The sequence below is a fragment of the Paucisalibacillus globulus DSM 18846 genome (assembly GCF_000482485.1).
In the GTDB taxonomy this organism is placed as follows: Bacteria; Bacillota; Bacilli; order Bacillales; family Amphibacillaceae; genus Ornithinibacillus; species Ornithinibacillus globulus.
In genome coordinates this window covers 180,943-203,740 of sequence record NZ_KI519435.1, presented here as the reverse complement: position 1 = coordinate 203,740, position 22,798 = coordinate 180,943, and the positions used below count along the sequence as shown (strand labels likewise).

23 protein-coding genes are annotated in these 22,798 nt (G+C 36.4%); 12 read left to right on the top strand and 11 right to left on the bottom strand.

Annotated elements, in window-relative coordinates:
- Nucleotides 1-259: 259 nt before the first annotated feature.
- Together K332_RS0113105 and K332_RS0113100 are read right to left on the bottom strand one after the other, a co-directional pair.
- Nucleotides 260-1,009, bottom strand: coding sequence for a TerC family protein (locus tag K332_RS0113105; RefSeq protein ID WP_026907862.1), 750 nt, complete (start codon nt 1,007-1,009; stop codon nt 260-262).
- 339 nt (nt 1,010-1,348) lie between these two features.
- Nucleotides 1,349-2,602, bottom strand: coding sequence for a hypothetical protein (locus K332_RS0113100; RefSeq protein WP_026907861.1), 1,254 nt, complete (start codon nt 2,600-2,602; stop codon nt 1,349-1,351).
- Between the two features lie 122 nt (nt 2,603-2,724).
- On the opposite strand from K332_RS0113100, the gene K332_RS0113095 reads away from it, so the two are divergent.
- On the top strand, nt 2,725-3,750 hold the full coding sequence (locus K332_RS0113095) for a MerR family transcriptional regulator (RefSeq protein WP_026907860.1): 1,026 nt from the start codon (nt 2,725-2,727) through the stop codon (nt 3,748-3,750).
- Between the two features lie 75 nt (nt 3,751-3,825).
- Here K332_RS0113095 and K332_RS23310 read toward each other — a convergent pair whose 3' ends face one another.
- Nucleotides 3,826-4,662 carry an N-acetylmuramoyl-L-alanine amidase family protein gene (locus tag K332_RS23310; protein ID WP_051359459.1) on the bottom strand — a complete coding sequence of 279 codons (837 nt, stop codon included), beginning with the start codon at nt 4,660-4,662 and terminating at the stop codon, nt 3,826-3,828.
- 159 nt (nt 4,663-4,821) lie between these two features.
- Between K332_RS23310 and K332_RS0113085 the strand changes: the two genes are divergently transcribed.
- The 6 genes from K332_RS0113085 (at nt 4,822) to K332_RS0113060 (ending at nt 10,757) form a co-directional block, all read left to right on the top strand.
- Complete coding sequence (locus tag K332_RS0113085) at nt 4,822-5,598, top strand: 3-hydroxybutyrate dehydrogenase (protein WP_026907858.1); 777 nt, start codon at nt 4,822-4,824, stop codon at nt 5,596-5,598.
- Nucleotides 5,599-5,799: 201 nt separating this feature from the next.
- A complete protein-coding gene (locus K332_RS0113080; RefSeq protein WP_026907857.1) occupies nt 5,800-6,714 on the top strand; it encodes a hypothetical protein in 915 nt (304 codons plus the stop codon).
- Nucleotides 6,715-6,735: 21 nt separating this feature from the next.
- Nucleotides 6,736-7,383 (top strand): DUF4129 domain-containing protein, encoded by a 648-nt coding sequence (locus K332_RS0113075; RefSeq protein ID WP_026907856.1) that lies wholly within the window; start codon nt 6,736-6,738, stop codon nt 7,381-7,383.
- Nucleotides 7,384-7,397: 14 nt separating this feature from the next.
- Nucleotides 7,398-8,522, top strand: a complete 1,125-nt coding sequence (locus K332_RS0113070) for a DUF4350 domain-containing protein (RefSeq protein WP_026907855.1) — start codon at nt 7,398-7,400, stop codon at nt 8,520-8,522.
- Nucleotides 8,519-9,448 (top strand): AAA family ATPase, encoded by a 930-nt coding sequence (locus K332_RS0113065; RefSeq protein ID WP_026907854.1) that lies wholly within the window; start codon nt 8,519-8,521, stop codon nt 9,446-9,448. Before K332_RS0113070 ends, K332_RS0113065 begins: the two co-directional genes overlap by 4 nt.
- Nucleotides 9,399-10,757 (top strand): DUF58 domain-containing protein, encoded by a 1,359-nt coding sequence (locus K332_RS0113060; RefSeq protein ID WP_026907853.1) that lies wholly within the window; start codon nt 9,399-9,401, stop codon nt 10,755-10,757. The genes K332_RS0113065 and K332_RS0113060 overlap by 50 nt, the downstream gene beginning before the upstream one ends.
- Nucleotides 10,758-11,027: 270 nt before the next feature.
- On the opposite strand, the gene K332_RS0113055 is transcribed toward K332_RS0113060, so the two are convergent.
- Nucleotides 11,028-11,993, bottom strand: coding sequence for a stage II sporulation protein M (locus K332_RS0113055; RefSeq protein WP_026907852.1), 966 nt, complete (start codon nt 11,991-11,993; stop codon nt 11,028-11,030).
- 198 nt (nt 11,994-12,191) lie between these two features.
- Here K332_RS0113055 and K332_RS22520 point away from each other — a divergent pair, with 198 nt between their 5' ends.
- Nucleotides 12,192-13,595, top strand: coding sequence for an RNA-guided endonuclease InsQ/TnpB family protein (locus K332_RS22520; RefSeq protein WP_211237418.1), 1,404 nt, complete (start codon nt 12,192-12,194; stop codon nt 13,593-13,595).
- Nucleotides 13,596-13,646: 51 nt separating this feature from the next.
- On the top strand, nt 13,647-14,438 hold the full coding sequence (locus tag K332_RS0113045; RefSeq protein ID WP_026907851.1) for an RDD family protein: 792 nt from the start codon (nt 13,647-13,649) through the stop codon (nt 14,436-14,438).
- Nucleotides 14,439-14,593: 155 nt separating this feature from the next.
- On the opposite strand, the gene K332_RS0113040 is transcribed toward K332_RS0113045, so the two are convergent.
- The 6 genes from K332_RS0113040 to K332_RS0113015 are packed head-to-tail and all read right to left on the bottom strand — an operon-like array spanning nt 14,594 to nt 19,502.
- On the bottom strand, nt 14,594-15,820 hold the full coding sequence (locus K332_RS0113040; RefSeq protein WP_026907850.1) for an ABC transporter permease: 1,227 nt from the start codon (nt 15,818-15,820) through the stop codon (nt 14,594-14,596).
- Nucleotides 15,821-16,744, bottom strand: coding sequence for an ABC transporter ATP-binding protein (locus K332_RS0113035; RefSeq protein ID WP_026907849.1), 924 nt, complete (start codon nt 16,742-16,744; stop codon nt 15,821-15,823).
- A gap of 13 nt (nt 16,745-16,757) precedes the next feature.
- Nucleotides 16,758-17,621 (bottom strand): ATP-binding cassette domain-containing protein, encoded by an 864-nt coding sequence (locus K332_RS0113030; protein ID WP_026907848.1) that lies wholly within the window; start codon nt 17,619-17,621, stop codon nt 16,758-16,760.
- A gap of 1 nt (nt 17,622) precedes the next feature.
- Nucleotides 17,623-18,018: a GntR family transcriptional regulator gene (locus K332_RS0113025; RefSeq protein WP_026907847.1), complete on the bottom strand. Its 396-nt coding sequence runs from the start codon at nt 18,016-18,018 to the stop codon at nt 17,623-17,625.
- A gap of 17 nt (nt 18,019-18,035) precedes the next feature.
- Entirely contained in the window at nt 18,036-18,761 is a 726-nt protein-coding gene (locus K332_RS0113020) for a hypothetical protein (RefSeq protein WP_026907846.1), read from the bottom strand.
- Nucleotides 18,762-18,773: 12 nt separating this feature from the next.
- On the bottom strand, nt 18,774-19,502 hold the full coding sequence (locus K332_RS0113015; RefSeq protein WP_026907845.1) for a hypothetical protein: 729 nt from the start codon (nt 19,500-19,502) through the stop codon (nt 18,774-18,776).
- Nucleotides 19,503-19,802: 300 nt separating this feature from the next.
- Between K332_RS0113015 and K332_RS0113010 the strand changes: the two genes are divergently transcribed.
- On the top strand, nt 19,803-20,309 hold the full coding sequence (locus tag K332_RS0113010; protein WP_036688905.1) for a DoxX family protein: 507 nt from the start codon (nt 19,803-19,805) through the stop codon (nt 20,307-20,309).
- A 53-nt stretch (nt 20,310-20,362) separates the two neighbouring features.
- Here K332_RS0113010 and K332_RS0113005 read toward each other — a convergent pair whose 3' ends face one another.
- Nucleotides 20,363-20,737 carry a PH domain-containing protein gene (locus K332_RS0113005; protein ID WP_026907843.1) on the bottom strand — a complete coding sequence of 125 codons (375 nt, stop codon included), beginning with the start codon at nt 20,735-20,737 and terminating at the stop codon, nt 20,363-20,365.
- A 457-nt stretch (nt 20,738-21,194) separates the two neighbouring features.
- Between K332_RS0113005 and K332_RS0113000 the strand changes: the two genes are divergently transcribed.
- Both K332_RS0113000 and K332_RS0112995 read left to right on the top strand, forming a co-directional pair.
- Complete coding sequence (locus K332_RS0113000; RefSeq protein WP_026907842.1) at nt 21,195-21,794, top strand: superoxide dismutase family protein; 600 nt, start codon at nt 21,195-21,197, stop codon at nt 21,792-21,794.
- Between the two features lie 243 nt (nt 21,795-22,037).
- Nucleotides 22,038-22,787: a DeoR/GlpR family DNA-binding transcription regulator gene (locus K332_RS0112995; RefSeq protein ID WP_026907841.1), complete on the top strand. Its 750-nt coding sequence runs from the start codon at nt 22,038-22,040 to the stop codon at nt 22,785-22,787.
- Nucleotides 22,788-22,798 lie beyond the last annotated feature (11 nt).

Sequence of the window (22,798 nt, the reverse complement as noted above, 5' to 3'; positions counted from 1 at the left end):
CACATCATTTTGAAGGAGAACCTAGTACGAAATGATGTATAAGAGCATCTTTCACATCATTTTGAACCGAAGCCAGTTAGGTTCACAACTTAAATTATTAATAAAGTTACCGCATAGTCTCCATCTAAGGTAATAACCAAAAGAAAAATCCGAACTAATTCAAATTCTATTGTAGGAATTTGAAATTACGTTCGGATTTATTAATTCATAATACGACTTCTAGTCTCTATGTGAAAGATAATCCACCATAGACCCTACTTTATTCCTTATTACCCTTTTTACCTGACATAAACCAACCGATTACAGCGATTCCCAGTAAGACTACCCAGAATGTAACTGTCCATAAGGTACCATGTGGGAAGTCATGTGGTAAAACTCCTACCTTATCATGACTTAATGTAATAACAGCTAGCTTTACCCCAACCCATGCAACAATTAAATAAGCAGTTGTTTCCAGGCCTGGACGTTTATCTAATAGTGTAACGAACCAACTTGCGGCAAATTTAATTAAGATTAATCCAGCAATACCAGCTATAACAACGATGAGGAATTGTCCTGCATCCATTCCTCCAAAGTGACCTAAACCTGTTTCTGGTAATACGATTGCAAGTGCTACTGCAGCTAAAATAGAATCAACTGCAAAAGCAAGATCAGCTAATCCAATTTTAGCAACTGTTGGCCAAAATCCTTTTCCTTTTGCTTCAGCGGCTTCTTCTTCCTTATGGTCTTCAGGACCCTGAATAACATGTTTTACTCCTAAATAAATTAAATATGCCGCTCCGATTGCTTGAACCTGCCATACATTTGCAATAAATGAGATGGCAAATAGTGCAGCAAACCGGAAAACAAATGCCATTATAATCCCATAATTAATTGCTTTCTTTTTCTGATCATCTGGTAAATGTTTTGCAATTACTGCTAAAACAAGTGCGTTGTCAGCGGATAAAATACCTTCTAACCCTATCAAAATTAATAGAGTCCAGGCATACTCTAACCAAATTCCTTCCATCTAACTTTCTCCCTTCAAAAATAAAAAATAGAGGCTTATACCATTGAACGTGGTAAAGGCCTCTAAAAAAGAATAGACCTTTACCACATTGGCAAAGGTCTTGCTAACAACACCGTAGGGTTGCCAGGTATGCCGAGAGTATAATATGTACTCTGAAATGACGACATAGCTGTTAAAGCTACTCCCCTTTGAAATTATAATAATATTATAATCATAAAAGTGGATTTGTGTCAATAGTTTGTCTGAACATGGGGTGAGTGCCCTTACCTAATTCTAGTTTGATTAATTAATAATCTTTTATGCAAAGATGTCGTTGGGCCTCTACATGCAATTTATGGGTTACAAGTCATTAATAGCAATTATTTCTCCTGTTACGCCATTAATAACGACATCACAATCAATTCTCCCGCATAAACGGTAACAGTTAGATGATTCATCTTTTACGTAAACAGGTGTAACATCAATATACTTCTTGATCTTTTCAAACGCATCATCTTTGTTAATCTGTGCCTCTTCAGATTCCTCGAAGGATTGAAACATATCAAGAATTAATTTGTTATCCCAATAATTAACTACTTTATAGCTTTCCCGACGTATAATTACTTTTAATTTCCGCCTGAAAGCTTTAAAAAAGTCACTACTTAGTTCAACAAAGATATACTCTTTTTCCGGATACATCCCAGTTACCGTCCATTTTCCTGAATCATTAGAGTAAATATTCCTTAGAAATTCTTTTGTTTCATTCAGACAATGTTGAACGTCTTCCTCTGATAAAGGTGAAACGGTCACTCTTTTCATCGCATCTTCATAAGAAATCTCTGTGGAAAGACTGATTTTCTCAGGTGTAAACGCATGATTATTGGCGGACTCCCACGTTAAATTGACATCCAATACTCTAAAGTTATTCATGTTATAAATCGTCTCAGGTAAAATGACTTCCGACTTATCATTCCTTATGAAGATTTGGTTAAATTGCCAGATTGTCAACCATTTTTCCTGCTCTTCTAGTGGTATGTCTACTAGGGTAAGCTGCCCTTTTATCTCATCTAAAACATCCTCTTTTGTAAGAGAGAATGGCTCCCATTCTACCTCATCTTCTGTTGGGAAAATACCATCAATCGAAAATAGTGTCAGTTGATTATCCGCATTAAAGGCAAGTTCAATATTCCCTGTTGGTGCAACATCGATATTATCAACCGTTGCATGAAAAGAAAACTTTTTTTCTGTTTCATTCGTAAGTTTAAATTGTCTGCCAAACATCATCCCCGTTATTTCCTCTACCCATTCAATAACATGTTCAATATCTGGGTTAGGAAAAGTTCCTTCCTGGGCATGGGAGATGCCATTGACAAAAATAATTTGCTTTAATTTTCCTGTGTGCAGATCAATATCAACCACAGCGGAACCATCAGGATTAAAGTCCTCATTTTCTTCTTCTGCTTGTTCAACTGGAAACCATTCTAATGTAAGGATATAGCTTGTCTCACTTTCAAAACTGTTTTCCGAAAAAAAGGTATTCCGTTTTAATATATAATTATCTAAACCGAATTCTTTTTGTAAGTTATCAGCAATACTGCGAATGTGCTCATTCATCGTTATCCCTCACTTTGTCGCTTTCGTAAATAATTATAACAAATAATATTAAATTCTTCAGAAAGTACTTTACCTTCCCCTAAGGGTAACGTTTATAGTGGAATTAGAGAGGAGTCGGAAAGATGAAAATAAATGAAGCAGCTAAATTCTTAAATACAACAGCAAAGACATTACGATTCTACGAAAGTAAAGGTTTGATTACACCTGAAAAGGATGAAACCAATCAGTATCGTCACTACACGGAAAATGATTTATACCGAATTAGCACGATCTTAGCATTACGGGAAATTGGTGTTTCTCTTGGAGATATAAAGACCTTATTAGATCAACCGAATTTGAGTATGAATCACTATTTAGATATTCAACGATCAGCACTGTTCGAACAATGGATTGAAATAAGGGATATGATTGGAACCATTGATCGAATGATAGAAGCAGACAATAACTCGGTTGATAATATTCACGAACTAGCTAGTCACTTAAAAAACTTAAAAGATATTCGAAGCAAATGGCAGGATCGCTGGAACTTTGATGGGCAAGCGATTGATTATGATGAAAACATTAAAAAAGAGGGGCATGCTTTTAATGTACATGAGGGTTATGATGAAGGATTGGCAACAGTAGAAGAATTGGTGAACCCGCAGTCAGATGATGTGGTATTAGATATTGGAATAGGAACAGGAAACCTTGGCTCGAGATTTTTAAAAAATGGAGCACATGTGATTGGGGTTGATCAATCGGAGAAAATGCTAGAAATTTGTCATCAAAAGCACCCTGCTATTGAAACACGAAAAGGTCACTTTCTTGCGTTACCGCTAATGGATTATTCGGTAGATATCATTGTATCTAGTTATGCTTTACACCACTTGCCTGATGATGAAAAACTACTGGCATTGGGTGAAATGAATAGGGTATTAAAAGAAAGCGGCCAACTATGTATTGCTGATCTAATGTTTGAAAACAAACGCCATCGCAACCAAGTAATAGAAAACTATCATAATACAGGGAATCAAGTAGCAGTGGAAGTGATAGACGATGAATATTTTGCAGATAAATCCTTATTGGTTACCTATCTTATTGAAAATGGATTTGTAGTTGAAACGATGCAGTTCAATGATATTCTTGGATTGATTTTCGCAAAAAAATAGTAACTATCTTTGTAACAAATAGATAAAGAATGCCTCGTAGCTTACAGGACGCTATGAGGCATTCTCCTTACTATTTCATTCCCAAAAGTATTCAATCAAACCATTCGCAATTGCTCGAGCGACCTTGTCCTGATAACTATCCGACTGTATGGTTGTAAGTTCTGTTTTATTAGTAATAAAACCTAGCTCAATTAATATGGCTGGAGAATTATTGTCACGGAGAACCCGGTAATTACTTTGGATTACACCCCTGTTTCGTAATGGAACCTCTTGAGATAATGCATGTTGGATGTTGTGAGCAAGGCCTTTGCCACTTTGGTAATAATATGTATTGATTCCACCAACATAATCTTCAGGGAAAGCATTAAAGTGAATACTAATAAAGACATCTGAATCAGCTTGGTTACTAATTAATACACGGTCATTTAAAGAAACAAAGGAATCGTCTACTCGCGTTAAAATAACAGTGGCGCCCGTTTCCACTAATTGCTCTGCAATCTTTAGTGATGTTATAAGAATGAGGTCCTTTTCTAATACGTCGTTATGACCAATTGCGCCAGGGTCCTTTCCACCATGCCCGGGATCAATTACAATTGTGTAACCTGATAATAAGCCATCTGTTAAGAATACTTCCTTTTCATCATCAGGTACTAAATATTTAGAAGCTACCCATGCTTTCCCTCCATGGTAATACGTTTGAAGCCAACCTGAATTTTCCCCAAATGCCATCACTTTATTTCCCTTTTTTAGTTTACCTATAATTTCTGCATGAACAGATGGGCTACTACGAATATGTAACCACTCAGCATCTACTTCATATGTTTGCCCGGACTTTGCGTGAGTCGTTAATGTTGTGGTAAATAAAAAAAGTAAAAAAATAAATAAACTAGTAAGTCGTTTTATATAGTCCATGCGAAACTCCTTAAAGAAAAAGTACTCCAATGTAAGATTTTCCTAAAATCCTAACTTTTAAACAACAAATTTTGTAATGGCTTTTGGCAGGAAAAGAAAAAGTACTGTCGAAATGGTAAATACACGAAGGAAACAAAATAGAAATGTAGGAGGGATAAGATGGTTAAAAGTAAAGTGGTATTCATTACAGGAGCAGCAAGTGGTATCGGATATGCAATTGGGAAGGAATTTGCAGAACTTGGTGCGAAGGTCATGCTGACAGACATGAATCAGGATAAATTAATGGATGCGGTAACTGGTTTAAGAGAACTGGGATGTACAACATCTGGTCAACCATGTGATGTCACAAGGGAGGATGATATTAAACATGCAATTAACGAGACCGTAAATGAATTTGGTAGGATTGATGTTCTTATTAATAATGCTGGAATGCAGCATGTTTCTCCAATCGAGGATTTTCCAACTGCTACTTTTGAAAAGATGATAAAAATTATGCTGGTTGGGCCATTCATAGCAACAAAGTATGCTATTCCGTTTATGAAACAGCAAGGTAGCGGGAGAATCATTAATATGGCATCGATAAACGGTTTAGTAGGATTCGCGGGAAAAGCAGCTTATAACAGTGCCAAACATGGTTTAATAGGGTTAACAAAGGTTACAGCTTTAGAAGCGGCAGAGTATGGTATTACTGTTAATGCAATCTGTCCAGGCTATGTGGATACACCGCTCGTTCGAAATCAGTTACAGGATTTAGCGACAACGAGAAATGTAGCCCTAGACCAGGTTCTAGAGGAAGTTATTTATCCATTAGTTCCACAAAAGAGGCTTTTAGACGTAGAAGAAATCGCAAATTATGCAATGTTTTTAGCAAGTGATAAAGCAAAGGGTGTTACTGGACAAGCCGTAGTATTAGACGGAGGATATACGGCACAATAAACAAATGTCCCATTAGCGGTTAATCCCCCAATGGGACATTTGTTATTTAGGTAGTATAAAAAAATGCTGTATAAGATACCATTCGAAAGAAGACGGGCGAGTTTTTCTAAACAATAATTTATTACCGAATCATTTAGGAATAATGGTAGAATAGAAAGTAATTATTAAAATATTTTTTAAAATTAAAATAGGGGGATTTAAATGGAAGATCACTTTTCAAGACCGAAAAGTATCGGTGCATTATTAGACCAAACTTTTCGCATGAGTAAAAATAACTTTTCAACCTTTTTTATGATTATGTTAATTGTAATCGGACCGATTGTTGTAATGAATGCATTTATCTCATTTTTAACGGGTTCTAGTTTTTTTCGTGATGTAGCTGGTGGAAGCTCATTTTTAGAACAACTATCAAATACAATTGATGAGTCTACTTATGGAACAACAACCCTTGCCCAAGATTTAGGAACATTATTGGTTGGGCTTGTCACCATTGTACTATACCCAATTGCATATGTGGCTGTTATCTATACGATTGAAGCGATAAAGAATCAAGAGGAATATACAGTAGGCTCTGTCATTAAAAAAGCATTCTCACGGTTTTGGCCTATTTTTGGTAGTTCACTACTGGTTAGTGTCATTGTTTTTGGAATGGTTTTTGTACCTGTATTAGTTATTTCGATGGTAACAGCAGTAGGAGCACTTATCCATCCAATCATAGGAATCGGAATGTTCCTTGTTTTATTTTTAGCTGTAGGTGCTGTAGTAGCATACTTTCTAACAAGATGGGGTCTATTTCTTCCGGCCGTTGCATTTGAACCATGTGCACCGGGGTTAGGTAGAAGCTGGAATTTAACACGTAAAAATTTTTGGAGAACATTTGGTATATTTGTTGTTATAGGCGCGATTACCTTCGTTATTAGTGGGATATTTGATTTCCTATTTACTGCACTACTTGGAAATAGTGTTCTGTACTCCATCCTAATTAATATGATATCCATTGTCACGACAATACTTTTATCTGTAGGCTATGCATTAATATATTTTGACTTAAAACTTCGAAATGATGGCGACGATTTAATGGTAATGATAGAAAACTATGAATCTCCCAATGAATAATCCCTAATTAAGGTGATGAATATGACAGATTTGGATCAAGCAAGAGATAAAATAGAAGAGATATTAAATACGGAGGAATATCAGGTATATTATGAAGATACCCGAAACGTTATCCAGAAGTGGTGGGATTCTGTTGTGGAATGGTTCCAGGGACTATTGTCGAACATTTTTTCTTCACTAGAACCATCTAATGGATTTGCCACTGGTCTCGTGGTTATTTTAGGTGTGATTACTTTTGTTTTAGTGATACTAGCGGTTTTCCTTCTAGTTAGATATTACAAAAGAAAGTACCGTTTTCGGGATCCAACACATCTTTACCATAAACATGAGAGAGATTGGACGTATAATGACCACTTGAAAAAGGTAAGTGAGCTGGAGGCAAATGGGAATCTTCAAGCTGCAACACGCCATTTATTTTTAGCTTTACTATTGAATTTTCATGAAAATGGTTATGTAAAGGCGAGAATTTGGAAGACAAACTGGGAGTACTATGAGGAATTGAAGCGGTTAGGGAAAAAGCGGGCAGAGAGTTTTTATCAATTGGCACAGAACTTTGATGGGGTTGTTTATGGGGAAAGAACGGTTGAAGAGGAATCGTATGTAACCTATAAGGAAGCAATTTTACATTGGATTCAGGAGCCGCCCGAAAGTGGAATAGTTGAAGGTTAAGGAGGCGATAACTATTGCAAAAATCAATGAAAAAGTCTTGGATTTGGCTCTTTGTATTGTTAATCATCTTCGTCTCCATTAGTGTACTTTTCAAATCTAATCAGCCAAAGGAATACCCACCGTATGTATCAACATCACCGTCACCTTCAGGGGTAAAAGGATTTTATACTTATTTAGAAGAGGATGCAGACTCTATTAAACGCTCAGAACTTGCGCCTTCTCTTTTAAATAAAATAGAAAATCAACTTCTACTTATGGTGGAACCTTCACTAATAACAGAGCAAGAAGTCATGAATGATTATCTTGAATTTGTAGAAGCAGGAAATACGTTACTTATTTTTAAACGTAATTTAGAGGGTATGTTCAACATTAGTACGGGTTTTGGCATGATAGAAAGTGAAACAGTTACGTTAGAGAGTAGTGTTGGGGAACGGTATAAATCATCGATGTTTTCACAGGTACGTATCTTGCCAAAGGAAAATGATCAAGTGTTGCTACAGGATGAACTAGGAGCTATAGCGATAAAGCGTGAAATCGGAAATGGAAATATTATCGCAGTTAATTCGCCCGATTGGTTAACCAATCAATACATATTGGAGGAAGATAACCTAGAGCTAGTTCTTTCCTTGTTGGAGGAGGAGAGCTGGAATAGTATTCTGATTGATGAATTTACCCATCAATCGGCTAAAGGGAACGACTTTATAACTGTTTATCCAATGTGGCTACTAGTTGCAGGATTACAATTGATTCTATTTACCTTATTATGGTTGCTTTATAAAGGTAAACGATTCGGACCTGTCCGAACTCCAAGGGAGGATTATGTTCGTTTCAGTGATGAACGTTTAATTGCTCTAGCGACTTGGTATCAGAAAGGAAAGGCTTACCAGGACTCACTTATAAACCAAGCAGACTATGTACGTTTCATCCTTCGAGAAAAGTGGGGAATTTCTTATCAAAAGGAATGGATAGATTTGAAAAATCAGCTCACACCAAAGCTGAAGACGATAAAGGAAGAGGAAATAGGTTCATTTTTACATGATATTGAATCATTGCTACAAAAGAAGAATATTACCAAGCAAGAATACTTACAATGGTCTAAGAGAATAGATCGTTTGCGGAAAGAGGTGGAGGAAGGATGAGAACTGAATTAACATCCTTAATCGAAAGCTATGAAAAACGAATTTTAGGACAATCTACAAATCTACGTCTATTATTATCTGCTATTTTATCAGGTGGGCATGTACTCTTAGAAGGTGTTCCGGGTACTGGTAAAACACAGATGGTAAAAACACTAGCAAATCTACTGGGTGGAGATTTTAACAGGATTCAATTTACACCAGACTTGCTACCGAGTGATATTACTGGTAGTACCATTTACAATATGAAAGATAGTACATTTCAAACGTTAAAAGGACCAATATTTGCAAATGTATTATTAGCAGATGAAATAAACCGCACACCGGCAAAAACACAAGCAGCATTACTGGAAGCAATGGAAGAAAGGCAAGTTACCATACAAGGAGAGACCTATCAACTTCCAGAGGTGTTTTTTGTTGTAGCTACACAAAACCCTATAGAATTCGAAGGAACATATCCTTTACCAGAAGCACAGCAAGATCGTTTCCTATTTAAACTACATATTAATTTTCCATCTGTGGAAGAGGAGACGGACGTGTTAAAGAGTGTACTGGAGAATAGGCATTTTATAGAAGATATCCAATCAGTAATGGATATGGATACGTTCTTAGCAATACGTAAAGAGATTGAAGCAGTAACGTTAAGTGATGAGGTGCTAGCATATATTATGCAAATCGTACGTCGTACACGGGAAACAGAAAGTATTCGTTTCGGTGCTAGTACAAGGGCAGCGATTTCGATTGGCAGGGCAGCTCGTTCTTGGGGTTATTTACAAGAGCGTGACTATGTCACACCTGATGATGTGAAAATGGTAGCAAAACCAGCACTTCGCCATCGTATTCAGCTATCTCCGCATATGGAATTGGAGGGAGTTGCACTTGACCAAGTTATTGAAGAGCTTGTGGGCTCGGTTCCTGTTCCTAGATAGGGGGATTGTACCAACGAAGAAGTTTTTAGTTTTCTACTTCATCAGTTCAGTAGCAATTACTTTGTTAACGTTAGTTGGTTTTTCATGGGTGTCTATTTTTATATTTAATGGAATGCTTTTGCTTGTTAGTTTAATAGACTTATTCTTCTCACCTAAAAGAAGCCAACTTGTATTCAAGCGTAGTATTCCTAACCAATTGGAAAGAGGTATTTCCTATTCAGTTGGAATTGAAGTCCAGAATTTATCGGAATTGGATTGTAATATGGAGTTAGTAGATGGAACTCCCCAGGTCTTTACGGTAGATTTTCCATTAGAAGGGCATTTGCCAAAGAGGGAGAAAGTAACACTATCTTATAACTTTATTGCTACAGTTCGTGGCAAATACCAGATAAAAAAGCTCTATGTTCGATATTCCAGTAGCTTAGGGTTGTGGAAAAAGCAAGCCGCACTAGAAATCGTTGATGAGGTTCATGTTATTCCAGACTTAACAGAAACAAAAAAGTACCTAGAGGATGCACAAAGGTATCTCATGCATGAAGGAATGAAGGTTCGGAAGCGGAAGACCGGGGTAGGTGAATTCTCACAAATTCGTAACTATGTTGTCGGTGACGACCCAAGAAGAATAAACTGGCGTCAAACTGCAAAGCTACAAGATGTCATGACAAATGAATTTGAACCTGAACATGGAAAACATGTCATGATTCTTATTGATTGTGGAAGGATGATGGGGGCGGAATTACGTCACGTCAATAGGCTGGAAAAGGCATTGGAGGCAGCAATCACAATAGCGGCTGCAGCACTTGGAAACGGGGATTATGTAGGTGTTATTGCCTTTTCAAAACATGTTTCTGTATTTGTTCCTCCTGCTAAAGGAATGGCACAATTACAAAGAATATTGGAATCGGTCTTTCATCTGGAAGTTGATCCATCAGAATCGAACTATCTGCAAGCATTACATTATTTACAAGCGGTTCAAAAGAAGCGTAGTTTAATACTATTATTTAGTGATATCCAAACATTTCTTCAAGAGGATAGAACGCTTGCCTACTTTGAAGGGATTAAGAAGCGGCATTTATTTCTTCTCGTAACAGTAGAAGATGAATTGATGGTGAAAAGAGCAAAGACGGATCCAACTGGTGTGAATCAAGCAATGATTAAAGGGGTTGCGCAACAACAAATTGTACACAAGAAAAGGCAAAAGGCAAAATGGGAAAGACAAGGTTTCTTACTAGTGGAAACAAAGGAAGAACGACTCGCAACGGAAGCCGTCTCCCAATACATCCACATTATGAATCAAGGCTTACTCTAGGTTGCTTTTGGTATGGTTATTCTAAAAGATGTGGCAATAAAAAAAGGAATATAAGATAGGCTTATCCTCTGAGTAGCCCGTATACACGGAGACTCCTTGAAAAAGAAAACCACTTTTTCTGCGTGCGATGTCTTTCTAAGAAGCTTTCCTTGTCCTATGGGAGGATAGGCATCGGTGAGACCCCGCAGCTCCGAACGAGCGAGGAGGCTCACCAGCCGCCCATGGAAAGTGGAGTGTATACGGGCTACGGACCCGGATTAACAATGAAGTTTACGAAGACAGCTTTTGATTTAAAAAAACTTTTCCGAGTGAAATATAGGCGATCATACCAATTACAGTAATCCCTGCGACAGCATATTTTGCTTCCAGTGAAATGGATGCTGGGGTAATGAAGCCTTCAATAACCCCAGCAATAACAAATAACGGAATAGTTCCAAGAAATAGTTGCACAGCTCGTTTTCCGTGATATTTTAGCTGATAAGCTCGTGAATACTTTCCTGGGGCGAATAACTTATATCCCATTAATAAACCGGCTCCACCCGCAATAAAGATGGCTGTTAACTCGACCATGCCGTGTGGAACAATATAAGCCCAGAATTCATAGGTCATATTAGAATGCCAGAAGAGCCCAGCTAGTGCGCCAACTAATAGACCATTATACACCATTAAATATATGGTCAAAATTCCAAACGTAATACCGCTTGCGAATGCTAGAATCGCAACCTGAATATTGTTCGTCATAATTTCAGCGGACATAAGGGAGGAGTCAATAGCATCATGTCCTTCTCCTAATCGTTCTGGGTCAACATTTTGGGAAACATCTGCAGGTAGAACAGAATAAATATGTAGCGGATCATCAACAATGGCAAGAAACCCTGCTAGACCACCTGCAAAGAATAAGAGCATGGCAACTACAATGAACTTCCATTGCTCAAATAACAAACCAACAAATTTTTTTGTGAAAAAATCACGAATTTGCTTACCACTTGTAACTTGGTCTTTGTATAGTAGATTATGAGATTTTGCCACTAAATCATTAATATAATGAGTAACATCTTCATCCGGAAAATACGTTTGACTATAGGATAAATGTTGGGCTACTTTCTGATACAGACGGTCAAATTCAGAAATGGTCTCATGGGAGATGGTTTTTCTCCCTTTACTTAATAGGCTTATTGACTGTTCAAGCTGCTTCCATTCCTTACGATTAAGCTTAATAAATTGTTTAATATCCAAATTACAAACCTTCTTTCCGAACTTAGTTATTAACTATTATTATAATTTAAAAAATACTGAAACACCAATAGGGGGGGATATGACTGTTTAACTAATTTTTCTTTTTCTGTTCAAAAGGTATTACTTTAGGAAGGTTTTATTCGATGTCATAGCGAATATAAAACTATACAACTTAAACAGGAAACGAGGTGAATAAGCATGTTATATAATCGGAAAATCAAACTTCAAACTACAAAAGAACAACAACTACAGCTAGATGGTCAATCAAAAATATGTAATTGGTTATACAATCAACTCTTTCAAATGGCTGAAGAGGATTATCAAAATGGAAAACCGAAGAAACTGTTAAGTGGTAGAAATTTGCGAAATGAAGTTCCAAAAATAAAACAAAATCATCCATTTTTGTATAAGGTTCATTCCTCCCCACTTAAGAATACCGCATTACGTTTAAAGGAAGCCTATAATCGGTTTTTTGATCCAAAATTAGATAATCAAAAACCAAAATTCAGATCCTGGAAAAAGAAATGGTTCTCTCTCTATTACGATGAACCAAATAAAGGATTTAAACTGTTGAATGAACAAGAATTATCCCTCACCTTTGGAAGGCTGACCGGTGAAGAATACGAAGAATTAAATAAAAAAGATAGAAAAGCAAAAAAGCAAATTACTATTAAGATTACGCTATTAGAATCATTGGTTTTAAATGAAAACGAGTGTATCAAAACAATGCGTATTACCAAAGACTTGAGTGGTTACTATGCAGTTTTTACGATTGAAAGTTTACAGAAAAAAGACATGGTGACAGAAGAAAGTTATATAGTATTCGATCCAAATCACAAGAATCTAGCTGTTGGTATTGATAACGAAGGACGATCTTACGAGTTAAAAGCACTATCTTCTACACTAAAATATTGGGACAAACGAATTGACCAATTAAAATCGAAACGAGATAAGTGTGTAAGAAAATCGAAGTTAGTTCAAACACCATATTCGGAGTATTGGAAACCAAGCAGACGTTGGGAATATTTAAATCGTGCATTAGAGCGAGCTCATCTCACTAGGCGAGAACAAATAAAGCAAGTGTTGTATAGCTATGCTCACTATTTTAATAAGAAATACGATCACATTTTAATAGGAGATTATGTACCAACTCCTGATGTTGCAAAATATGGTTCCATGAAACGAGCGATGTTAAACCAAACACCAATAGGACAGTTTCGTTCAATACTAGAATGGGTTCAAGAGAAGAATAACAAGTACTACACCAAGGTAGATGAAACCAACACGACAAAGGAATGTTGTGTTTGTGGACACAAAGAAAAGAAGGAGCCCCATGTCCGTATGTTTACTTGCAAAAACTGTCAGACAACTCTATATCGTGATATGAATAGTGTGGTTAATATCGGTAAAAAAGAAGGAAAGTTATTGCCTCGCTCGGGCTATGTAGGGGTGGAAAACCCTATGTATACAGTTTGGTGGGATTGGAAACGACAAAACATTGTTCGTGGAAGGTTTCGCAGACTGGCTGGTGTATGTGAATCACCAGGGGAAATAAAAGAGAACTCTTCGGTTGAAGAAGAGTCCCTCTTAAATACTGTTTAATGCTATTCAATTTTGAGTAGGATTGAATAACTTAAGGAGAGCGGGTCAGATATGAATCAGGGACAGGTAGAAATAAAAACACCGGAATTTGTTTCTTTGCAATATCAGATTGCAGGACTCGGTAGTCGAGGGGCTGCCATGATTATTGATCAATTATTGATACTAATTGCCAATATTGTAATCTACCTCATCTTTCTGATGGCAAATGTAGCAAATATATTTTATTTATCGGATTCTTGGATACCAATTGCAATTGCCATTCTTATCGTGTTTATCATCAACTGGGGCTATTTTTTTATTGCAGAGTATTTTTTTGGTGGGAAAACGCTTGGTAAGAAGTTAATTGGGATTCGTGTTATCCAAGAAAATGGGCATAGTGTCACATTACTGTCTAGTTTAATTAGAAATCTATTACGTATAATAGATATGCTACCGACTCTTTACTTCTTAGGAATGATATTTGTCTTCCTTCACTCCAAACATAAGAGATTAGGGGACATGGTTGCAGGCACTATTGTGGTACATGAACGTGGTGCTAAAAAAGAAGGCACATCTAAAATTGATAAAGAAATCTTGCGACGCGGCTTAACCAAAGACAGCTTATCGCTTGATGCTTATGCACTTCGCTCATTAGGAAAAAAGGAGTGGGAATTACTACGCATATACAGTAGTAAATTGCTGAATGTGAGAATGGTTGAAAGGATGCAACTTACAAGACAACTCTCCCAAAAACTTCTACCGAAAATCGGAATAGATGCAAGCGGTAGAGAAATTGCTGAGCTAGAAAATATTCTTTTAACACTTTATCTGATTACGAAAGATGAATGGGAGTATGAATTATAATTGGAGCTAGATTTGCTGATGCTGTAGGACAATTAACAGTTACTTGGTTAATAAACATTAAAGAGGCTGAGACAATACTTTGACTCAGCCTCTTTTTCAAATTTGCATTTTAAAATATTGAAAACTAATTATATAGTAAACCTTTTGACTATCCTTTAGGAGCGAATCCATTTCCAAATCTCACCAGGAGTAGCATTTTTACCATACATTAAAATACCAACCTTAAATATCTTACCAGCTAACTTCATAAATAATACGATACTAATAATTAGAACGACTAACGCAATAATGATTTCTACCCATGGCCATTCATCTAAGGCGGTTAATCGCATAATCAGGACACCAGGCGATGTGAAGGGAATATAGGATGCAACTTTAGCAACCATGCCACTTGGGTCGCTTAACACTGGTCCTATTAATGCGAATGATAGGAATGGTAACATCATTACTAACCCTTGGAAGTTCCCGCTAGTCGACATATCCGCCATCGTAGCCCCAATTCCCACGAAAATTGCTGCAAATAATAAATAGCCAAGTATGGCAATAAATACTAATAATAATGTTTCCGGAACAAGAAGGTACTCTATAATTGGTTCATCGATTTGAGTTGCTGCAAATGGTACGACAAAAATGAGAAGTACAACTACTTGAATAATACCAAGGACGAAATAACCAATAATTTTACCATTCATTAATTCACCAGGCGTTACAGAGGATAAGATAATTTCTGCAATTTTATCTTTCTTCTCCTGTGATGCACTCTGGAAGATCATCATACCAGTTACGACAATCGCAAACAGAATAATACCTGCGAAAATTCCCGGTACCAACTTCTCAAGAGGATTTTCTGAAGAAACGGACTCCTCCCCAGGTAGAGTATAATCTTCAGCTGAGGTTTCTTCAAAAACAATATTACTTGAGATAATCGCTAGTTCCTCTTCCGTTAAATTTAATTGTGCGATTCTAATTTGTTGTAATGGACCAGCAAGTAGTTGGACACTCGTACTGAATCCAGAATCAATGTCGTCTGTTGTATATACCGGGATAACACCACTTTCTAAAGCCTCGACCGTTAAGTAAATGTATGCGATATCTTCACCATTTTCAAGCTCATCTTGAATGGCATCTTCTGACAAATCGGTTCGGTTTACTATCCAATTTAAATCATATTCGTCAACGGTCTCAGCTAACATATCAAAAATTTCGATCTGATCATTTACAAAGACCGTTGTTTCGGTTGGCTCATCATCTGAACCAAATAAAGTACCTAGAAATCCAAATCCAAGAATGAGAAGTGGTGTTAGGAATAGCCCAATAACAAAGGATTTGTTTTTCAAATTTCGCTTTATTTCCCATTTAGCAACTTTCATTGAATTACGCATCTAGTTCACCTCATCCTGGATTAAGTTCTTATTTGTAGCAATATCAATAAAGATTTCATGTAGCGAAATTCGGTTCATTTTTAGCTCATGAACAACTACCTCACTAGGTAAACTTCTTAGCCAATTAGTCGGCTCAACATCTTGTTCAAGATATAGTACAGCCATTTCATCCTTTTGTTCAACTCGTCCAACCTGTGGGATGCTTTCCAATACTTGTAGGTTATTTTTGCCATGGATTGTACATTTAAAGTTCGCATATTTAGTTTTTACTTCATCCAATGTGCCATAAATAACTTTCTGCCCATTTTGAATCATGAATAAGCGATCACACATTTCTTCTACTAAATTCATTTGGTGTGAAGAGAGTAGAATAGCAGTACCATTATCGGCTAACCCACGAATTTCTTCTTTAAATAATTCTTGGCTGACAGGATCCAGTCCGGAAAATGGTTCATCCAGAATTAATAGCTCAGGTTCATGAAGAATGGAGCCAATAAATTGCACCTTCTGTCCCATTCCTTTTGATAACTCATCTACTGCGATCTTTTCCTTTCCTTCCAAATCAAATTTCTTTAAGTACATTAAAATACGTTCTTTTGCCTTATCCAGTGGATAATCTTTTAAGTCAGCAAGATATAGTAAAATATCCATGACCCTTACGTTTTTGTATAGGCCACGTTCTTCCGGTAAATAACCAATTTTATGTCTTGGGATTTCTTTTCCTTGATGATTATGGAAGGTGATCGATCCTTCATCTGGATACATGATCCCCATAATATTCCGGATAGTGGTCGATTTACCAGCACCATTTGGCCCCAGAATGGCCATAATTTCGCCTTTTCTTACTTCAAAAGAAATGCCTTTTAATGCCTGTTTGTTTTTAAAGGACTTTTTCAATCCATCAACCGTTAGCATGACTTCCATATTTGTATTCCTCCTATTGCCCTTTATTTTTAGTTAATAAAAGCGTAATAATATCTTCCATTTCCAATGAACTACGATTCGTCCATTTGGTGTTCATCTGCTCGAAATAGCTTTCTGTCTCCTTAGGATTATTGGAAATAAGGACGTGTTCCTCCCGTGATACAACACCAGGAATAGACTCCTCAGACACGGAATCACTAAGCCAATAACGGGCATAGTTCTCCATTAACGCTTCTTTCTCAAAATGTCCTAAAACTTCCCCATTATGTAGTACGAATAAGTAGTCGGAAAGTTTCTTAATATCGTCAATTTGATGGCTTGCAATAATAATGGATCGGTCACCTGGTTCCATCCAATCTACTAGTAAGTCGATTAATAGTTTCTTAGATGGAATATCCATGAACGATGTTGGTTCATCCAAAATTAATAAAGGTGCGTTTCTAGGTAACGTTAGGGTCAGATTCAGCTTTTGCTGTACACCTTGAGAGAGTTTGCTAAACTTCTTGTTTAATGGAATTTCAAATAACTCTACCATTCTAAGAAATAGACTCTCATCCCAGTTAGGATAAAGTGGAGCAATAAGATCTTTTAGCATTTCTCCCGTAAATGGATCCCATCCAATAATAGTCTGTGGTTGATATGCGACATATGGTTTCCAATTTTCATTGTCACTATGTACGAGTATATTGTTTACTTTGATATTGCCCATTCCTGGCTGCACTAAATTCATAATCATTTTCAGTAGTGTACTTTTTCCAGAACCATTATTTCCTATAAGGGCGGTAATGGTTCCGGGTTCAATCGTCAAATCCAATGGGCCAAGATGAAACTCATCAATCCTTTTTTCGAGATCTCTGATAGATAGTAAAGCATCCATATTACTTATCCCCTTTCTCTTTATCCTGTAATATGTTGAGAAAAATCTCTTTAACCTGTGAAAGATTATAATCATAGCTAAGCGCAGTTTCCACAGCATTTTCTAATATATTATGGACAGAAGTGACTTTTACTTCCTGCTTTAAGGATTCTGCAATATCTGCAACAAATGTCCCTTTTCCTTGAAGTGTTCGTATAAAGCCTTGTACCTCCAAATCCTGATAGGCCCTTCGCGTTGTTATAATGCTTATTTCCAAGTCCTTGGATAAGGCTCTAATAGAAGGGAGTGGTGTTCCAGCAGAAAGGTGACCACCAGCAATTAATGCTTTAAATTGATTCACGATTTGATGGTAGATTGGCTCTCTTGAATCCTTAGAAATCCTGATAGGAAGTTCCATGTTTATACTCCTTTCTATTAGAGGTAATCGATCTGTTTCAATTGTTTCATTAATTTTTTCTTCCAGTAGAAAAATCCTACTGTTGCAGCACTAATGGATAAAAGCGTAGAGATATAGGGCCACTTTTTAGCGATAATAATGGTCCATTCGACTACTCCATAGGTAAAGAAGTATGGAAATGACAGGATTAGTAACAGGATAGCTACAAATAATAACGAGGATAACACGATTGTTAAATTGTTATTATTTGAACTGGAACCTACATCTATTGTCAGTACACTAAAACCAATATAAATACCAAAGGAAAGCCAAATTATAGCAAAGGAAATATAAGTATCTAGTTCCATCGTATTCCTCACATCAGGGCTAATCAGATATAGCATAATTAACATATATAATTGAAATGGAAAGGAATGGATAACGTATTGAACAATTGATTTAAGCACAATAACCTGTTTCTTAATTGGTAAGTGGAGCCCCATAATTGTTGAAGGAGAGGCAAATATTTTCCCATTAATCTTTTGAAGTTGAAGTCCTTTTGGTTTAAACCAAGCCGGTCCAAAAATGAATAGCATCAAGAAAAATAGGTCTAAGCCTACAAATCTAGTTTCCTGAGCATGAAATCCCGTTGTAAATAGAACGGTAAATAAGGAATAATATAGAAATAGACCAATAAAGCTCCCCCATGATAGTTTTAATTCTTGTTTCATTAGTTGCATTGTAACCTTCAAATCGTCTTTCACTTTGCTTCCTCCTTAACCATACATTAACCTTCCTAACGATTTTCGCATGCTGTTTCTCCAGAAATGATAACCAAGGAACGCTAGTAAAATAGAAATCCCACCTGTTGCTAGTGGATAATCCCTTGCAAACAGGATCGACCAGTAAACAATACCATGATCAAAAACAACGTGAACTAGTGTTAGACCGAATAATAATATGATTATTAAAAGGAGAAATATTACACTAAAAATTGTGTTGTTTCCCCAAAACATTCGAACACCTATGTTTAAGCTAGGAACCATATACCCCACATATATGGAGAAGGATAACCAAATGAGTCCAAACGATATAAATGATCCAATGGATAGGATATTATGTAATGATGTCGTACTATAAAGTATTAATAGAGCTACCAATTGCATGGGAAATGTATATAAGGTATGCATAATTAATCTGCTTCTAATAATGACATTATTTTTAATTGCTAAGTGTTTTTGTAATACAACCATCGGTGAAACAAATAATTTACTCTGAATTTGCTGAACCTCAAATGCCTTTGGCTTTGGAAGTAAGGGTGCTGCACCAAACATAAATAGGAATACTAAATCAAAAAAAACTAATCCACTTTCTAAGTACAAAGGAAATTCTCGGGCTAAATAGAGTGAAAAAACAAGCATGACAAGGTAGCTCAGCATGATATTAAATATAGATTTTTTTAGTTCCCATTTGTTTATTTGGTAGGCTATTTTCCAGTTGTTCATACCTAATCCTCTCCTAGTCAAGTGTTATACTGTATATATCTATATACACAGTATAACTTTGGTGATTAGGAATGTCAATGGAGGAAAGAAGGTTCTGCTAATTGCTTGAATACGTGGACTATTCATGGCGTTCACAAACTCGTCAAAAAGATTGTGAAATAATGAGCAAAAAGATATTTACACATTAATATATTCATGATATTATCAAAGTGTAATAAGGAAACACATTTACAATATATTGTGAAATAGTGAGCAAAAGGAATTATAAAATATTATTAATCTGAAGGAGTTGTTTGTATTATGTTAAACTTCATTCGTGAAAATAAAGTAGTTGCAGGTATTCTAACATTTATCCGTATTTACATTGGTTATGCTTGGTTAACAGCAGGTATTGGAAAATTAACTGGTGGTGGATTTGATGCAAGTGGTTTTATCCAAGGTGCCGTTGCAAGTGCTGGTGGAGATCACCCAGCAGTCCAAGGCTGGTGGGCAGCATTCTTAGAAGCAGTAGCACTACCGAATGCGGAACTTTTTAGCTTCATGGTTATGTGGGGAGAAATCCTAGTTGGTGCAGCACTAATTCTTGGAATCTTTACTAACTTTGCAGCGCTAATGGGTGTGACAATGAACTTCGCATTCCTATTTAGTGGCACAGTAAGCACGAACGCTCAAATGGTATTATTAACAGTATTCTTAGTCGTTGCAGGTTTCAACGCTGGAAGATATGGTCTAGACAGATGGGTTATTCCTTTCCTAAAAGACCACACTCCAATTCGCAAATTAACTAAAAAAGTAGCAGTTGCTTAAGTCTAGTAATAAAAGCTGGTCTTCAATTGAAGGCCAGCTTTTTAAATATCTTCTTAGCAAACATAACTTGAAAGCACACTTTGTACTTTATAGATATTTAATTGTTTATTAAAATTCTTTTGTATCGGTGTGCCACTGCCTGATAACCATATTTTAAGTTCAGCTTCTAAGTCAAAGGTTCCTGCAGTTTCAATGGAAAAATGAGTAATGCTTTTGTATGGAATTGAATGATACTCTATCTTTTTTCCAGTAACGCCTTGCTTATCCACAAGAATTAATCTTCTGTCCGTAAAGATAATCAAGTCCCGTATTAATTTGTAGGCATGCTCAACATGCTCCGATTCAGATAATAATTCCTTAAGCTCCTTTTCAGCCTCGTGGTTCTTGATTTCTGACGCGTTTCCCATCATTCCATCAAATAGTCCCATAAGAATATCCCTCCAATAATAATTAATTATCATTAATGCAAGCTGTTATCATAATGTTTGATGCTTATTATTTTCGCAGTTGAAGGAAACTGCGCGGTAACTTTAGAGTTTTTTTGACCCATACATCATTTAGAATCGTCAACATGGTTGAAATGAACTAGAAGAGCGGTTCATTTTGATGACATCGAGATGTTGAAATGACCCACAAGTGCTGGTTGCAGTTCATTTTGATGCCGAGATGTTGGAATGATGAATGGAAAGTGGGCTATACATCATTTTAAAGTGGATCTATGGCCGGAATTGATCAGATGCCCATCCTTCCATCATTAGTCACCGCACACTCTATACAAATTGTGTAACTAACAACAATCTATTAGAAAACAGCTTTAATTTATGTTTAATGATACCTATACATGTAAATAATGTAAACGATTACCAAACATCTGGAGGGATAAACATGAAGAAAGTAAGTTGGTTAGCTTTTTTGGCTGCTTTTGTTGCTATATACATCATTGCCTATGGAGCAACATCGGCAGGTGACGACAAGATTAGTAATGAGGAAGAGAACCCTAGCATAGAAACATCCGGCATGCTTAAGGAATCTGGTAAACCAATATTAGTTACCATGGTTAATACAAATGGCGAAACAATTGGTGAGGCAAGACTTGAGCAAAAACCAGATGGGGTGAGTATAAACCTTGATGCATCGAAATTGCCACAAGGAACACATGGATTCCATATTCATGAAAATGGATCATGTGAGGCACCAACCTTCGAATCAGCTGGTGCACACTTTAACCCAACTAATGCAGAACATGGATTTGATAATCCAAAAGGTCCACATGCAGGAGATTTGCCAAATATAAACGTGAATAATTATGGATTTGTTTCCACGACCGTTCTAGCTAATATGGTGACATTGGAAAAAGGGAAGAAGAATTCGTTATTAAAAGAAGGTGGCACATCCTTAATTATTCATTCCAAAGCAGATGATTATAAATCACAGCCAGCTGGTAACGCTGGGGAACGTATTGCTTGTGGTGTAATTGCAAAATAATTTGAAGAAAAAGGGACACTGAGTGATTACATTCAGTGTTTCTTTTTTTGTTTAGGTAGGTTAGGAAAAAACTTTCCGTACTTAACGAAAAAGCACGGCTGTAGGCTATAATTCTTACCTATGCTTTCTTAATGAATGAAAAAAAGTAACATTAATCATTGACAAATTTGTGATAAAGTAACATAATTATGTTAGTTATTAACATTAGTGCTGTTAGAAAATAACAATTAAGGGATTGATGTTATGCAACCATCAGAACGTAGAAAATGGTTATTAAAAAAAATTCAGGTCAATGGCAAGGTAGAAATTGATCAACTTTCCGAGGAATTAGATGTATCCGCTATGACTATTCGAAGAGATTTGGACCAACTAGAAGAAGAGGGAAAGGTCATTCGAGTTCATGGTGGAGCGGTAGGAGCAAATTCGTTAACAAAAGAGACTCCATTCCTTACAAAAGAAGGACGCAATATTGAACAAAAAAGAATGATTGCCCAAAAAGCGTTGTCACTTATTCAAGATGGACAAACCATTCTTTTAGACTCTGGAACAACGACAATAGAGCTTGCAAGATTATTAAAAACTAAAAATCATCTTACCGTTATTACTAATGATATAAAAATTGCTGCTGAATTAGTTGATAGTAAATTAAAGGTAATTGTTACTGGTGGCGAGCTACAAAACGATGTAGGGGCATTGTTCGGTCCTCAAGCACATCATTTTTTAAATCAAATTCATGTTGATTTATTCTTCTTAGGAGCACACGCAATTGATTTAGAGGCTGGAATAACATCTCCAACCTTTGAAAAATCGCTAATTAAGCAGTTAATGATTAAAGCTGCTGCCCGTACATGGTTACTAGCTGATTCTAGTAAGCTTAATCAAAAGGCCTTTTCAAAAGTATGTGATTTAAATGAATTAAAAGGCTTTATTACAGATGATGGTATGTCAGAGCAGATAAGATTAATTCTTTCTGAAAGACTTGAGATTTTATAGATAAGGGGTTG